The 14,421-nt window shown below is 54.6% G+C and carries 14 protein-coding genes and 1 pseudogene; 7 read left to right on the plus strand and 8 right to left on the minus strand.

What is annotated here, in order from left to right; all coding sequences use genetic code 11:
- Positions 1-41: 41 nt before the first annotated feature.
- The 3 genes from QE393_RS15670 to QE393_RS15680 are packed head-to-tail and all read right to left on the minus strand — an operon-like array spanning position 42 to position 1,724.
- The gene (locus QE393_RS15670) at positions 42-326 is read right to left on the minus strand and encodes a hypothetical protein (RefSeq protein ID WP_144956921.1); all 285 of its coding nucleotides are present in this window, start codon (positions 324-326) and stop codon (positions 42-44) included.
- 11 nt (positions 327-337) lie between these two features.
- Positions 338-1,498: a site-specific integrase gene (locus tag QE393_RS15675; RefSeq protein ID WP_310044528.1), complete on the minus strand. Its 1,161-nt coding sequence runs from the start codon at positions 1,496-1,498 to the stop codon at positions 338-340.
- Positions 1,491-1,724: a hypothetical protein gene (locus tag QE393_RS15680; RefSeq protein WP_003292744.1), complete on the minus strand. Its 234-nt coding sequence runs from the start codon at positions 1,722-1,724 to the stop codon at positions 1,491-1,493. The genes QE393_RS15675 and QE393_RS15680 overlap by 8 nt, the downstream gene beginning before the upstream one ends.
- Before the next feature lie 147 nt (positions 1,725-1,871).
- Between QE393_RS15680 and QE393_RS15685 the strand changes: the two genes are divergently transcribed.
- The gene (locus tag QE393_RS15685; RefSeq protein WP_023123783.1) at positions 1,872-2,084 is read left to right on the plus strand and encodes a helix-turn-helix transcriptional regulator; all 213 of its coding nucleotides are present in this window, start codon (positions 1,872-1,874) and stop codon (positions 2,082-2,084) included.
- A gap of 17 nt (positions 2,085-2,101) precedes the next feature.
- On the opposite strand, the gene QE393_RS15690 is transcribed toward QE393_RS15685, so the two are convergent.
- From QE393_RS15690 to QE393_RS15700, 3 genes are all read right to left on the minus strand, one after another.
- A complete protein-coding gene (locus QE393_RS15690) occupies positions 2,102-5,191 on the minus strand; it encodes a hypothetical protein (RefSeq protein WP_310044534.1) in 3,090 nt (1,029 codons plus the stop codon).
- Positions 5,192-5,195: 4 nt separating this feature from the next.
- Complete coding sequence (locus QE393_RS15695; RefSeq protein WP_310044535.1) at positions 5,196-7,637, minus strand: hypothetical protein; 2,442 nt, start codon at positions 7,635-7,637, stop codon at positions 5,196-5,198.
- Between the two features lie 551 nt (positions 7,638-8,188).
- Positions 8,189-8,425 carry an MbcA/ParS/Xre antitoxin family protein gene (locus QE393_RS15700; RefSeq protein ID WP_145156049.1) on the minus strand — a complete coding sequence of 79 codons (237 nt, stop codon included), beginning with the start codon at positions 8,423-8,425 and terminating at the stop codon, positions 8,189-8,191.
- A 925-nt stretch (positions 8,426-9,350) separates the two neighbouring features.
- On the opposite strand from QE393_RS15700, the pseudogene QE393_RS15705 reads away from it, so the two are divergent.
- Positions 9,351-9,534: pseudogene (locus tag QE393_RS15705) on the plus strand (AbrB/MazE/SpoVT family DNA-binding domain-containing protein).
- 811 nt (positions 9,535-10,345) lie between these two features.
- On the opposite strand, the gene QE393_RS15710 reads toward QE393_RS15705, so the two are convergent.
- Entirely contained in the window at positions 10,346-11,026 is a 681-nt protein-coding gene (locus QE393_RS15710) for a hypothetical protein (RefSeq protein ID WP_286736621.1), read from the minus strand.
- A 156-nt stretch (positions 11,027-11,182) separates the two neighbouring features.
- Entirely contained in the window at positions 11,183-11,719 is a 537-nt protein-coding gene (locus QE393_RS15715; RefSeq protein WP_310044538.1) for a tetratricopeptide repeat protein, read from the minus strand.
- 226 nt (positions 11,720-11,945) lie between these two features.
- On the opposite strand from QE393_RS15715, the gene QE393_RS15720 reads away from it, so the two are divergent.
- The 5 genes from QE393_RS15720 (at position 11,946) to QE393_RS15740 (ending at position 14,399) form a co-directional block, all read left to right on the plus strand.
- A complete protein-coding gene (locus tag QE393_RS15720; RefSeq protein WP_310044541.1) occupies positions 11,946-12,695 on the plus strand; it encodes a transcriptional regulator in 750 nt (249 codons plus the stop codon).
- Between the two features lie 23 nt (positions 12,696-12,718).
- Entirely contained in the window at positions 12,719-12,970 is a 252-nt protein-coding gene (locus tag QE393_RS15725) for a WYL domain-containing protein (protein ID WP_310044544.1), read from the plus strand.
- Positions 12,971-13,052: 82 nt separating this feature from the next.
- Positions 13,053-13,391, plus strand: a complete 339-nt coding sequence (locus QE393_RS15730) for a YkvA family protein (protein WP_310044546.1) — start codon at positions 13,053-13,055, stop codon at positions 13,389-13,391.
- A 154-nt stretch (positions 13,392-13,545) separates the two neighbouring features.
- Positions 13,546-13,710 (plus strand): hypothetical protein, encoded by a 165-nt coding sequence (locus QE393_RS15735; protein ID WP_186375347.1) that lies wholly within the window; start codon positions 13,546-13,548, stop codon positions 13,708-13,710.
- A gap of 2 nt (positions 13,711-13,712) precedes the next feature.
- A complete protein-coding gene (locus QE393_RS15740) occupies positions 13,713-14,399 on the plus strand; it encodes a hypothetical protein (protein WP_145156041.1) in 687 nt (228 codons plus the stop codon).
- The last annotated feature ends 22 nt before the right edge of the window (positions 14,400-14,421 follow it).

Here is a 14,421-nt window from a genome sequence, read left to right on the forward strand (position 1 = left end):
CAAGGGGGAACAATGAAGGAGCCTTTCGGCCCCTTCCGAACTTAGTTAACCAACAGGTTCTCAAGCTTCTCGATCAGATGATGCAGGGGACTTCGACCCTGCAGGCGCGTCTCGAAAACTTCATTCCGGTGGTAAGCAATCCAGGTTTCGAGGGCGTGCCGATTATCCTTCTCGTAGCCGGAGCCGAGGATGCAGACAAGCTCGGTGCCATGGGGATTCTCAAGGTAGAGACTCATGGCTGAAGCCAGATGCTTAAGGTACTTATGCTCGCGAGCCTCCATCGATGGATGCAGAGGGGTCACGTTGTCACGTTTGATCAGTTTCATGGTGGAACTCCTCAGCCCTTGAGATTGGCTTTGATCAGGTTGTCGAAGGCACTGCCATCACGCCGGGTCAGGTTGGGGACATAGCGCGAATAGACACGGAACAGCATCTCGGTGGTGGTGTGTCCCATTTGCCTGGCGATCCACTCCGGGTTTTCGCCTGCAGCTAGCCAGAGGGTCGCGGCCGTATGACGAGTTTGGTAGGGACGCCGCCTACGCAGACCCAGGTGACGCAGCAGCGGATACCAAACCCGGTCGTTGATGTTGCGGTATGCGTGCGGCGTACCTTCGCGGGTGCTAAAGACAAACTGTCCGCTGCCGGTTTTCTCCCGCTGGCCGAGTAGCGCCTGGTAAACCGGCCCAGACATATCGATCTCACGCTGTGAGCCGTCGTTCTTGGTGTAGTCGAGCTTGCCGCCCACCCAGGTTTCACGGATCAGAATCTGCCGTCGCTGAAAGTCGACATACTTCCATTGCAGACCATCAACTTCTGCCGTCCGCATGCCTGTGAAAAAGCGCACGGTGTAGTAGTTGCGAAAGTCATCACGCACTGTGCTGAGGACCTGCAGTACCTCATCCAAGGTGAAGGGTTCCACGTCTGTCTTGGGGACTTTCAGTGATTTGATGTTGAGATATGGCGAGGTAAACTCGAAGCGGTCAGCTGCCTCACTAAGGATCATGCGCAATGGCGTCATGATGTGGTTGATTCTCGTCGCTGTCAGACTCTGACCTTTCTGCCCGGGAACTTTGCCGAGTGCCGAGCGGAATGACAGAAGTTCTGCTTTGGTGATGGCGCTGACCTCTTTTTTGCCGAACTCAGGCAGCAAGTGCTTATCAAGGGTAAGGCGCACGGTTTTGGCGTGCGTATCACGCCATTCGACCCTCATCTCCTCAAACCACAATTCGGCAAAATCCTTGAAAAGTGGTGTTTTCAGTGATGCACAGCCAGCCTGCAGCCGACTGATCTCTTGCACCTTGCTGCTTTGAGGGAAGTAGGTGGCGTAGTCGAAGCAGCCGAGGGTGATTTCCGCCTCTATGCGCTCCAGGATCTTCTCCAGCTTTTTCCGGTTAGCAGGCGTATCAGGCAACGTAGTCTGCTCGCGGCACCGCTGATCCAAATAGGTGAAGTCAAAGAACAACTTCTCGTTGTCAGCGCGGGCGCGAACCTTACCCATGGCAGATACCTCCACCAGCCATCGGAACCAAACCAGAAGCCCGCGAGAATTTCTGCATGTCTTCTTCGACGGCTTCCCAGATGAAAAGGATCTTGCGGCCGCCAAAGGGACGGAAGTAGTGAATCCCTTCGAGCAGGACTGAGTCTTTCAAGCGATTACGGATGGTGCGCGCGTCGTACTTCATGCGCGTGGCCAGCTCTTCGGTAGTCAGGTATGTGTGAGACATGGATATGCCCTCTCTGCTAAATTGAACGACAGCGGATTCTTATGAGCTCCTGAATACTCATAATGATCTCCTGCAGATCAATATAACGCTCATTTTGAGCTTTGCAAGAACAAAATGATCTTCTGAAGATCATTTTTGGAGATTAGGATGGTCAAGTGCCATTTATCTCGCTTACTGGGCGAGCGGAAACTGAAGATCAGTGACGTGGTCAGGGACACCGGCATCAACCGCGGAACCCTCACGCGGCTGTATCACGAGACTGCGCAGAGGGTAGAGCTCAAGGACCTGGAAGCGATCTGCCAGTACCTGAACTGCCAAGTGGGAGACTTGCTAGAATTGCAGGATGATCCGGAAGGCTGAATGTCCTCCGGACCTGGTCAGGCGCGGAAATGCCAGTCGATGGAAGCCATCAGCAGCAGGTAACGTAAGGCCGCGCCTGAATGCCTGTTCTGCTGCAATCCATCTTGGAGCTCCAGTGTGGCGCGAATGCCTAAATGCAGATTCTCCACCTCGGTATTCTCCGGCTGGAGCAGCGCGACTGGCTTCCGGGGGGTTCCAAGCGCGCGGCGCCAATATGCTTTGCTCGCTCTCGGCTTTCGCCTGTCATAAACGATCAGCTCAATCGACCGCGCAGGAATGCCTAGCGCATTCAGCAGCCACAAATAGTCCCGTGCCTGGTCCTCATCACGGTTACGGTAAAAGCGCAGAGTGCTTTCCGAGAACCAGCTTCGCTCTACAAAATCATCTAGAACTCGATTGGCGCGATCGCCTTCGGCGCCTTCCAAGATCGTGTATAGACAGTGGGCGTAAATAGCTACTGAGTTGCGCCCCCCATGGCGCGGCGGCATCGGCACTAGCGATGGCGCATTGGCGTGTAATGAAAAACGCAATCGGTGCTTGTTGCCATTACTAGACAGAGAGCTCTGTGCCAAATCTCGTATATAGCGCGCCCGCTCAAGCATCAAGGCCCGATCCTCTGGAGAAAATTCCAGCCAATCCAGATTAATCTGCTGATTGGCTTCCTCCGCATAAGAGGCATAGGCCAGCATGGACTCGATTTGGCAAATTCGCTTTATCGCCCAGTTTTGCTCAACGAACTGCGCGACTGGACGCATTACAGCTTTTCGAGTGCGCCTATGCGCTCTGAGAGACCTGACCCGACGGATAACCTTCAGAAGGTGCTCAGCTTCCGAAGACGCCTCCATCGTAGGCAGACTCACCTGTGCAATCGACGCTACATTGGAAGCGCTAAACAGCCAGGCTTTGGGGTTCCACTGCCAGGCTAGTGCCAACATCTGCGGCAGGCAGTGAACATAGTGCAGAAGCGACACCTTCGGGCTGCTATGGCCGAGAAGGGCGCTGACGATATGGGCAACACGCCGTGTTGGCCCGCCACCGGGCGGTGCTAGCCCAGCACGCAATCTTTCTAGATCCTGCAGCCACCGGCTGGTCTGCGGTAGATCATCGAAAATAAGCTTCGGTGTGACATTGGTAACTAAACCGCTCAGCTTGAGCATCAGCCAGGTGGCGCATGAGTGGCGCAGATGATGGTAATGAATGACGTCCGAACCCGTCACAGCACGCATGCAGGCATGTAATGCCGGCATTAAAGTGCTTTCGCTTATCCACTGTGATCTCAACTCTGGGATACAGAGCAGAAACTCCGAAAATGGCTTTTTACCTTCCTCTGCCTGACGTTGCTGGCACCAGCTCATCAACAAAGTAAGCTCGTCAGGCTCCAGCAGCATCACAAGGGGCAGCCTTCTGACCGAGTTCTGTGTTTTCAGGCCGCGCAGGGCGTGAGGTCGAACGAGCAGGTCAATGGGCAAGTCCAGATGAACAAGCTCTGGTAGAGACAGTCTGCGCATGTTTGGTTGACGCTGGTGAATGCGTTCGCTGCAATCCGCTTCTAGCAAGGGAAAATGTATATCGCATAGCCGTAGCTTCAGGGCCTCGTTACGCCGCAAGCCTAGCCGGAATCCTAAGATGAGGAACAACTTGGCCGCTGTCACCAAACGCGGTGTTCGAAGCTCTAGTCCGCAGATAGAAATAGCGCGTAAAACCGCCTGATACTGATCTTCGGAGAGGATACGTGCATCAACGCTTGAGACGTCCTGGCCGATACCCAATACTGCAAAGGGGCTGATGGGAGGATAATGGTGATGGCGCTCCAGAAACGTATGAAACTCATAAATTGCTCTAGCCAGAGTCCGGCGCTTGCCATTGCTGGGCTGGGCCTCGAGCAAACCTTCATAAATGTTCTCCAGTGCATCTGGCTCCAGTCTGAATACCGTCAGACCATCTAGCTGCTCCAACGCCTGCCCTAGCAGCCGAACATAGCGGGCAACCGTTGACCGGCCGATACTGTTTCCATATACCGAGCCCCCAGAGAGCATGCAGCCTGCCCACTCCGTCACCAAGAGCTGAAGCTCACTGGCATCTTGGGGTGCCTCAATGCGTTGTTCCGAGCGAATCTTTTGACATATCTCCAGTAACCAATCTGGCGCGTCCGCCCCCTCCTCTATTTCAGCCTCCCCACCAGCACTTCTTCCATAAGCATTAGCGGGGTCATCTAGTCCGGCGACCCCAAATATTTCTCCCCATGAGGAAGGGCGCAGTGAATGGGACACGAACATCTGTCGGCAGGCAAAATTGACTATCATCTGAGGCAGGTGCAACTGCACCTGCATACGTAGCAGCTCCAGTAGTTCTCTCAGACTGCCCGGGAGATCTTTAACAGGCATCCCAGATGACGTCAAAAATGCGTTAACGCATCGGAGCATGCCGCCTCTACGCTGCAGTTGCTCCTTCAATAAGCGAAGATCGTCCGCGCACCGAAACATCAACATCAGCGTCGCCGGATCCGGGAACCACTGTCTGTGCTCGGCCTCTCGCTTGCCACGAAGCGATAAAGGAAGCCTTACCTCAGGCACACCCGCCAGCCATTCGATCCGCTCCAAGGGTACTGAAACGAGAGCATCCAGCTGAGCGATATCTAGCAACCCACCGCTATAGGCAGCGCTCATTAGCAATAGTCCGACGCGCTGTGGAGGATGGAGCGACTCGAGATCGCGCCGGTAACCCATCTGCAAGGCCCTGAGCAACTGACGGCTGAGGCGTAATCGCTCAGCGGTGTAAATATCTGGGTTGAACGGGTTTGCGGGACGTTCAACCGCGATAGCCAGGCGCGCTAGTGGGAATCTGGGGAGGTGGTTCCGCACCCGCTGGGTAATGCTTCGCAGCATGTTACGCAGCGCGTGATCTGTTCCCAATTGAGCCTCCAACTCGCGTACATGCTCGACAGTGATGTCTCGAATGGCACATGCACCTAGTAACCACTGCCCAAGTGGCACTCCACATTCCTCAACGATTCGCCTCAAACGCTCACGAACCATTCCTCTCCAGTCCGGCTCATGAGGTGCTGCAGACCATAAATACTCAACCTCTTGGTCGCTCAGACGTGTCATCTCATCACCCCCACCGACTTCCCTGGACGTACCAGCCCAGTGTTTTCAGCAGTTGCGTTATCCAGTCGCTCACCACCCCGGCATAGGCTGCGGGACAAAACGATGAATACGGGTCTTGAGGCTCTTCTCCGCGCAGCCAGTGCCCCATAAATGCAGCAAGGACCTCTGCAGGACAGCCACGCTCGAACAGCTCTGTGCGTACAAATTTTCGGTAAGCATTGACCCGATGTGGAATGTAATCAGCTACCTGCTCCATATACAGGTAAAGAGTGGCGGGCCTGATCTCTATGCGGCGGACTCCGCTATCACTATGCGAGAGGAAGAACCCGCGAGACCATCGCTCATGATCCTCCGAGGAGCCAGCGAGAAGCACGTTCGAGATAGCCACGCAGTGTGCGAGGTAGTGGGCCAATTGCCGTTGCAGCATTTCAGGCACCCAGACCAGCCGGCTCATGTGCCGATCGCCGTTGTCCTTGTCAGCTATCGCGCCAATCCTTAGTAGCGAATCAAATTCGTCGACGAACCGCAACGGGTTGCTGATCGCCCGGCAGCCCGTGGATAGCATGAACATTTGCACAACCCATAGGGTATAGACGTTATGCCACGTAATTTGGTGAATAAGGGTCGACGACGGCTTCTTACGCAGTATGCTCGCCATGGATCTTACATTGGATGCAATCGTCTCGGGCAATAGGCAGTGCGTGGCGCCCACACTTCCGTGCTGACCGACCTTATCCATTTCTGGCAATTGGTATGCTAAGCCAGCACAGGCATAGACTCGTTGTAGGACGCGTCCCAGAGAAGAACGGTAGATGTGCTGTAAATGGCTGGCCCTGGGCTGCAGGTAATACTGTGGCGTTTGTGCGGAAGGCACTCGGACACCAGACAGCATTCCAGCGATAGCTACGTCCTGCGTATCCGCGGTGATCTGATAGAACAAGTAGTTCCTGACCTTGCTCAGGGTGTATCTGGGATCGCTCTTGCCTAGAACCGCGAGAACCTCCCTGACTTCTGCGACCAGCTCTTCGACCTGATGGGTAAAAACATAATCGGACGTGCGAGGAAAATGTCTCAACAGCACTGCTATTAAAGCAGAGCTGCCGGCCAGATCAGGCAGCAGCAAGCAGGCCTGTGAAGATCGAAATCCGTATTTAGCCTGCCAACGCTCATCTCCCACCAATTCCGGGTGACGAACACGAACACAGAACTGCGAGACTGCCCCTCTCAATAGGCACATACCGTCGGTGCAATTTGCTTCCCGATCAACCACCGTTAGCTGAACGACGTGGTATGGAGCCTGTCCGAGCCAGAGGCTTATGTGCAGCATTAGGATGGCTTCCATCCGCAGCTGAAGGTGCACCTTATTCTGGCTATGGGTTAGCGCCCGCCGACATTCCTCAAACATATCACTGGCACCGAACAGCAGACCCCTCAACTCTGTCAGAGTGAATTGGGTATATGTGAACGGCAACTGCTGGCGACTTCGTATTATGTGATTTTCGATGCTCCGCTGACTGAGCAAATCAGCAACAAATGGCCGCTCTGCACACACGTCGTCCAGCACCCAGATTTCAGCAACAGGGCTCAACTCATCTGGAGCTAACTCAGCCATGTCGGTATCAGTAGTCGGGGGCTGGGTGAGGATTTGATAATGACCCGGCAACTGGTCAGGATCATCTGGATCGCCCAATGCAAAACCATCGCGATCCTCAGCAATGAAATGCGTCAATTCAAGAGCGACCGGTTTTCCGCGCCGGCCGCGGCTACCGCCGCCGCCTGATCTCGTTGGCGGCTCCTCCCCTTGGCTGTAACGAACCAATCGAGTAATAGAAGCGAATCGATCTGAATTCTCAGAGCTGGAGTCGAGCGCCGAGAAACCTCGACATGCCGCCACGAAGCTGGCTGTGTCCCCCCAAACCCTCAGTTCGGGGGGAATGATCAGATGACGCGTTTCGCACAACCACCTCAGATCTAGAAACGCGGCATACCGCTGAGCGGACAGTGGCGAATGGCTAGGGGGCTGCGTTGCCGCAAGTAGCTGAGCGACCAGACGGTCGTAGTCCGGTGCATTCTCCGTATCTCGTGGCGCATGCCACAGCGCTGCATAAGGGAACCCATACTTTTTCACCCCCTTGCTCAGCACTGGGTTTCGAATAGGTGGTGGTGTTCCCAACCAGAAGCGGTTCCCCAAACGCTCCGAGATTTGGGGCTGTCTGCTCAGCGAGACGATCCACAGGCATACCTCTCGCCACACGAGCGGGTCACAGCTCCCTATTCTGATAGGTGAACCAAGCTCGGATATACGCAATGCGCGCAGCAGCCCTGCCACCATACGTGGCAAGTCGATCAGATCTGGGTGTGCACAAAGGACATCAAGGATTTCTCCAACTACTTGGCCGGATTGGCCTTGCTCTATGGCCAGAGAAATTAGCGCTTTTCGGTTCATATGGTTACCGCTCTACAAAGGGTTCACCTCCATAGTGGGAGAGCCAAATCCCCTAATCACGGGCGCACACGATCCGCGCATGCGCGGATTTTCGATGCCTACCTAGTCGAACCTAGTTGCTGCCGGATGACTGGTTTTGGAGTGACACCTCGTGGCACACCTTCAGTAAGCACTGCCATTCCAGGTGCGAGAGACCATGCTGCAGATCAAGAAGCGATAAAACCGGGTGGAATCCAAAGGTGATCTAGCAGATCGAACACATTGACAGCGCTGCGGCGACTCTTGTCTCGCCTTAGCAAGGATGCGAAATTGGATCAGCTTTAATGCTATGACTCATGAGCAAGATCAACAAGATAAGCAGCGCTTAACTGAAGGGCCACATCCAGCTGAATCAGGAGAGGGCAAGGTCTGCCTGAATAGTTATAATCGATCGGGGAAGCAAGCGGAACTAACATCGACGCGCGATACATTCCAAACGACCGGCACCGGCTAGTTACTTTCCTCAAAGTAGAAAATTGACCCGGAACATTGGGCAGGCATCGACTGCATTTCTAGTGATACACGCCATACTCAATGCGCTGCAAGTAAGCCTCGACAGTTTGCAATCCTACCGGATCAGCGATAATTGCCGATGGTGATTCACCATTGAAGTACCTGCAAGGTCGGCCAAGCCATTCCTCAGCTAGTACTCGGTTACCAAAGACGTCAATTGCCAGCTCCAGCACCCTCTTGTAATGTTCTGAGTTGAACTGGACCGAGTGTTTCTTTACTGAACGCCGTTTACGCATCACGACCTCTTCCTAAGCTATTAAGAATTCCATTTCATCAGATCTTCTGAGTTAAAATCTGTAGAGTTCTTGCCGCTTGAACATGCCATGCATTCCAACTACGATCAGCGCGCGCCATCATGATTACGTCCTTTTTTAGAATCCTTCCATTCCGTCCACTTAGCAAAACACCACGTCGCGGCCCCTAGCGTCAACAAGGCCCAAAGTAGCCATTGCGGAAACTGGTACTGGCTACTTAGCCAAAGCCCTGCGCCTCCGCTAAGCATCACCATAAACAACCATCTCATCAGTTATTCTTCCGATTAGATACGAAACACCAAGATAACCGGATGCTCGGCTGTGCTAACGCCTGCACTGAAAATTTTCTCAACTCCCACATGGGGAATTGAGAATGGGCTCCGCAGGTCAGCGCCAACCTTTTCAAGCCCCGAAATCACGTCGTTCGGATCAGCGCAAGCAAGGCTGAATCGGGACTTTCTGATAGTGAAGACCTCAACGACCTATAAGCCGCCATTTCGGGTCAGCAGACCTCAGCAGACGACAGGCCTTATAATCCGCTTCTAGAATCCGAGTCTGGAAATTTCGCACTCACCGCTTGAAGCGGCCGAGCCGCAGCCTTTGCAGGAATTGGTATTGGCTGCCTGGCCAAATACCTGCGGCTGCGCTAAGCATCATTCGATAACCCTAGGTTTCTGAAAAGCCGGTGCGATTGCTCAGAAAAGTGACAGCAGCCATTCCTAAACGGTGGTTGCAGAATTCCGCGCTAGAGTTTTATGCTTTTGATCTGCGCCGCGGGACTTCGTTGGCAACAGCTCCGTTGCCTCCCCCTGCGGACATCCATTTAACCGCTCTAAGAGTTACGATGAAGCACTATGTGGTGCTCGAAGACTGGAACGGTGACGGTGCTGCTCGGCTTCCTTAAGAGATCGTGCAGGAACTGGGCGTCGAGGTCGGGGGCACGCTCTACCTCCTTGAGGAGTATGTGGGGTACGGCCTGCCGCCTAGTGCTTAGTAGGTCACCTCGCATACCTGATCGTGTGGATGAGCTAACTGGCCATTCGGCACCATTTGGCAAACTTTCCGCCGAGATAAACGCCAAGGACGAGTGAGTAAACTGCAAAGCCACTTGCCCGCAAGTGTCCTTGATTACGACGCTGGCATTGCCTTTTGCCAAAGCAGGGTCCGCCATGCGCCGATAATTTGGCCAGCCCCATGCTTGGGTTGCGCATATGTGACAGCCTAGAACCTGCGATAGGTTAGCGAGCTCAGAAGCGGCACGACTTAGCCTTGCATCACACGCACCGACGGGTCCAAAAACGCACCTAAGCTCCTTTACGCTCTAAGCCCACCGGTGAGAGCATTGCGCTACTTTGCTCGCCGCGGACCGCAAACAGAGCTCAAGCTCAATGGGAAGACGGTAGGACGCACCAGGGCCTGGCCAATAGTCAAAAAAACGATACCCCAAATTTCGTTTATTGTGCCAAGGATAACCACGTTCAGATGCCGCTATCTGCCTTAAACTGCTAGGCGCAGCAAAAGGCGAAAACCTTGCCGTACGGCACCTAGAGACATTTTTGAACGCCTTCCGCCGCCCAATACTTCTGTACCGCATTAGCCTCCGACGCGCATTGCCGGCGCAGAATTCGGATGGACCGCAGATCAATGGCTACAGGTTATCCATCGCCTGCAGGACGAAGATCTTGTCAGGTATGATACCAACCGGCGTAAATTGCGTGGCGGCGATACGGCATTTTTTTCGGCCGCAGTGACTCCCACAGGTTATCCACCACATAGGGCACATTACTGTGTACACGAACGGTAGACTGCCGACCAATACCAATGGCGGCATCTGCAAGCCGGCTGGCGGGAATCGCTCGAAAAAGCTGCATGGCGGTACTCACAGGCAGAAGAAGAGAGGCATCAAAAATCGGTGTAAATGCCGAGCGCATCGCTGAGTTTTCCGCTGCGGATCAACTCAAAAAAACCACGCTCGATATCAGCAACCCGATACTTGCCTGCATAGTAGGTGCCGCTGATACTCCGACACTCCTCACGCCAGAGGTCATACACCTTTTCGTTGTGTACGGTGATAGGGATGCTGGTTGGATAAACCCTTAACGTATCCAGCGCTCTGGGCACAGAGCGGCCAGGCACTGCCAATTTACTTATCTGCAAATCGAGCACACAAAAATTCAGTGGATCGAGAAACATCAGGACTTTGGAAACAAAGGAAATGCCTGAGTAGGCGGGGTAGCCAAGCTTTTTGATGCTCCCCAGGGACAAGGTGCCCGAACTGTGGAGCGAGCAAAAGTCAGCGTATGGATGAAAGGGTTTGATCGTTTTGAGAAACCGGTTGAAGCGATCGTCGCGATATCCAGCGCTAGCGTTTCCCCAATAGATAACGTTAGCCAGCCCCTCCTCGACAGCGCCCGGAATACAGGAGCTCAACTGCGCAGCGATTACTGACTCAAGCTCCTGCACGTTCAAAGCCACTCGCGGATTGGCCGTCGGAGCGAGCTTGAAATCGTAATAATCAAGCGGAAATTGATAGTTCAAGACTGCCTGTTCTAACACGCCAACCTGGATACTGCTCAGAGCCATTGGGAGGGGTTTCCTTGATTTGAAACGCTACGAATACATCCATGAGCGTGCATCTTATTCTCGCATCATGGCCAATTGACATCTACCCTCACGGTGCAGCGGATTTCAGACCAGTCCCTCCCTGAGACAGCGCCCTATCTCGCCAGAACCGATACGTCACACCATCAGGGTCCGGCGGCGCGTCGAACTCCAGGCGTAGAAATCCGCTAACCGCTCGCTGGCAGAAACCTGCCCCTGCATTGCAGCGACTTGCAGCCAATGGAGACCGCTCGCCACGTCGTACTCAGCGGACTGTTCTTCCAACAGCAACTTACCGAGCAGGAAACAAGCCATGGGGTCCAGCTCCGCCGCTGCTTGCTTGTACCAAGTGACGGCCTTGGCATGATCAGCAACAACGCCTTCTTCGCCGTCCTCGTAAATGCTCCCCAGCGCCTGCGCCGCGCAGGTGATGCCGGCTTCGTATGCCTGCTGGTAGTAGCCGACAGCCAACGGCACATCGACTTCAAGCCCTTTGCCGAAATAGGCAAGTTCGGCAAGATTGAACAACGAATGCGCTGAGCTCAGGCACGCGGCCGATATGAACAGACGCTTTGCCAATTGAGGGTTGGCAGCCAGGCGTGTGCCATTGAGCCAAAGCCAGCCCAAGTCATTGAGCGCGTCTGCATCGCCCTGCAAGGCCTGAGTACGGAGCATGCCGTATTGCTGCGAATGACTGCGCGATCATTGAGTCCGCCCTGCGCCGACACCGAGATGCCGACGCCCGCATACAACTGCTGCAACAGTCCTGGCTCGCAGACACTGACCTGCTCAAGGGAAGGCAAAAGGTGGTCTAGCAGATTGAACACATCGACAGTTTTGTTCATGCTGCGCCCTCGCTACTGATTGCATCAGGCCATTATCAACAGCGTTGCGACAGCTCATGTCGCACTCCAGCAAGGATGCGAAATTGGATCGGCTTTATCGCCATGACTTGATTTTGCGTATGCTTCTGAGAAAGGAAAACGCGATCGACACCACGACAGTGGTAGCCAGGCTTGCAAACCAGGGTGTTGAAAAAAGCACGCGTTCCATCCAGCGTGACCTTAAGGAACTCGAGGCAAAGTACCCCCACGTACGCAGTCGTGGAGAAGGCAGCGCAAAACTTTGGTGGGCGGACAAATCGCTATCTCGTTTGAGCATGCTGCCCAGCGATGCGATGAACCTAGTGATGATCATGGACCACGCCGCGCGCTTTGATATGGCGGCACAGGTAGACAAGCTCCAGCCCCTGCATGACTACGCCAGATCGCTGCTTAGCGGCAACCGGGTAGTTCAGGACTTCACCGGTAAAGTGATGAGCAGTACGCGCTTCGTCACCTTGTTGCCCGGCACCATTTCACCGGAGGTACTCGAAGTAATTCAGAACGCGCTATTAGCGGGGGCTTGCGTCGATGTGCTGTATTTGAAGCGAGGCGCGACCGAGCCGCGGTCGATGCACCTGAAACCCTTAGGCCTGTCCTACCAAGACTCCAATATCTACCTGTCCTGTGTGTTCAAGGGAATGGAGCCAGGCAGCATCGCCGCCTTGCCGATGCACCGATTCGTAGCAGCCAAAGAGACCTTTGAAAATATCCCGGCTCCGGAGAATTACGACATTAAATCGGTAGCGGCGCAGCGCAGCGCAGTCTGATTGGCCTCAAATCCGACACGCCGGTGCAGCTGCAACTACGTGTTAGCCATACGCTCTGTCAGCGGCTGCAGGAAAACCCGCTCAGCCTCGACCAACAGCTGTCCCCCTGTGAAGATGGCTGGTGGCAGGTAACGGCAAGCCTGCATCTGAGCCAGGGCCTGGATTTATGGTTGCTTAGCCAGGGCGAACACTTGGAAGTATTGGCGCCAAAGGCGCTAAGAGAACAGATTGCCGACACGGCGAAACGCATGGCGGCGCTTTACGCCGTCACCTAGGCAGCGCGACACAGTTTGTCGTAGGAATGCCGAAGCCTGGCGATCAAGTCAAATAAACCACACGACACGGAGCAAAGACGTTATGTCAAACCATACATTTGAAAAAGATTACTCAGACGACTCGTTCTGGACGAAGGTTAAAACCTACGCAAAATCCGCCGGTGAAACGGCGCTCGAACCCGCGTTGAAGATGTACTACGCCGCGATTGATGCAGACACGCCGGTCTGGGCGAAAACCACCATTTACGGGGCACTCGGCTACTTCATATCGCCTGTTGACGTTATTCCGGACATCACTCCGATGGTGGGCTACACCGACGACATCGGCGTGCTCTGCGCGGCATTGGCAGCGACGGCAAGTCATATCAAGGAAGAACACGTCGCCAAGGCCAAAGAAATACTAAAGCAATGGTTCTCCTGAAGCCGGGTAGCTCAGCCCTCCCCGGCATCCTGCCGCGGGGAAGGCGTGAGCGAATCGCCTACTCACGCTAGGCACAAAAAAGTATTTCATTGCGCCATCGAATGTCGTAAGGCCAACAGATTCTCTCTCCTGTCACTTCACAGGAGAGTCATCCATGAAAACCTATACCGCCTCGCTGCAACGCGTAGTCGCCAACGCCGGCCCGCGCGCCAACTTCAGAATGACCGTGCAGGCCGTGAGTTCGGAAATGGCGCGGATTACGGCCGAAGCGCAATACCCTGGCTACAAATGCATCAACGCTCCGGTACCGGCGCGTTGAAGATGAGCCACAAAACCATCGCAGTGGTCGCCGCCACGCTGATCGAAGCGCATGAGTTAGCCGAATGTCTTCAGCAGCACGCCGGTTCCGCCGGCAATGCGGCCAGCGGCATAGTAGGCATTTCGTTTACCGCACTGGCCTGGAACCAGGAGTGGCCAGATCAGCCTTTCGCTGAGCTGCATTGGCTGTGCACCAATGAGCAGATGCCCAAGCCAGCGCAAGACATCACCGCGCGCGCAGCGATTGTGCATATTCACTATCTGGCCGGTGCACAGCCGCCGCGCCACTCAGGCAGCCGCACTTACTTATGGAGCAGTACAGATGAACTGGCACGGTTCTGGGCCAGCTTTCACCGGGCGCAGATATGGCACAACGTCCTCGGGCTCGACTGGAGTAGCTATGAATCGACAACGCTTTCCGGGGCCATATGCCAAATCGCGACGGGCTGGGGCGCCACCCGCGTCGCCGCCGTGAATGCATTGCTCATCGATGCACCACCCGAGGTGTACCTGGCAACTAGTGATGCCGTGCTGTTAATCGAGGCTAATCTTGACTTTTTACTCGGCGACTCGGCCTCGCTGAAAAACCTTGTCGAGGACGCTCTAGGCATCACTACGGCGGATGTGTTTCTGTTCACCGAAGGCTATCAGGGATACGGCCTGAAGCTTCTGGTCCTGGAGGAGGTTTGAGTGCGACATAAACTGACTGTGC

The sequence above is a fragment of the Pseudomonas sp. SORGH_AS_0211 genome (assembly GCF_031453455.1).
Taxonomy (GTDB): domain Bacteria; phylum Pseudomonadota; class Gammaproteobacteria; order Pseudomonadales; family Pseudomonadaceae; genus Chryseomonas; species Chryseomonas aestiva.

Coding starts and splice junctions, on each gene's coding strand:
- QE393_RS15670 (WP_144956921.1), bottom strand. CDS start 326: ATGAAACTGATCAAACGTGACAACGTGACCCCTCTGCATCCATCGATG.
- QE393_RS15675 (WP_310044528.1), bottom strand. CDS start 1,498: ATGGGTAAGGTTCGCGCCCGCGCTGACAACGAGAAGTTGTTCTTTGAC.
- QE393_RS15680 (WP_003292744.1), bottom strand. CDS start 1,724: ATGTCTCACACATACCTGACTACCGAAGAGCTGGCCACGCGCATGAAG.
- QE393_RS15685 (WP_023123783.1), top strand. CDS start 1,872: ATGGTCAAGTGCCATTTATCTCGCTTACTGGGCGAGCGGAAACTGAAG.
- QE393_RS15690 (WP_310044534.1), bottom strand. CDS start 5,191: ATGACACGTCTGAGCGACCAAGAGGTTGAGTATTTATGGTCTGCAGCA.
- QE393_RS15695 (WP_310044535.1), bottom strand. CDS start 7,637: ATGAACCGAAAAGCGCTAATTTCTCTGGCCATAGAGCAAGGCCAATCC.
- QE393_RS15700 (WP_145156049.1), bottom strand. CDS start 8,425: ATGCGTAAACGGCGTTCAGTAAAGAAACACTCGGTCCAGTTCAACTCA.
- QE393_RS15710 (WP_286736621.1), bottom strand. CDS start 11,026: ATGGCTCTGAGCAGTATCCAGGTTGGCGTGTTAGAACAGGCAGTCTTG.
- QE393_RS15715 (WP_310044538.1), bottom strand. CDS start 11,719: ATGCTCCGTACTCAGGCCTTGCAGGGCGATGCAGACGCGCTCAATGAC.
- QE393_RS15720 (WP_310044541.1), top strand. CDS start 11,946: ATGTCGCACTCCAGCAAGGATGCGAAATTGGATCGGCTTTATCGCCAT.
- QE393_RS15730 (WP_310044546.1), top strand. CDS start 13,053: ATGTCAAACCATACATTTGAAAAAGATTACTCAGACGACTCGTTCTGG.
- QE393_RS15735 (WP_186375347.1), top strand. CDS start 13,546: ATGAAAACCTATACCGCCTCGCTGCAACGCGTAGTCGCCAACGCCGGC.
- QE393_RS15740 (WP_145156041.1), top strand. CDS start 13,713: ATGAGCCACAAAACCATCGCAGTGGTCGCCGCCACGCTGATCGAAGCG.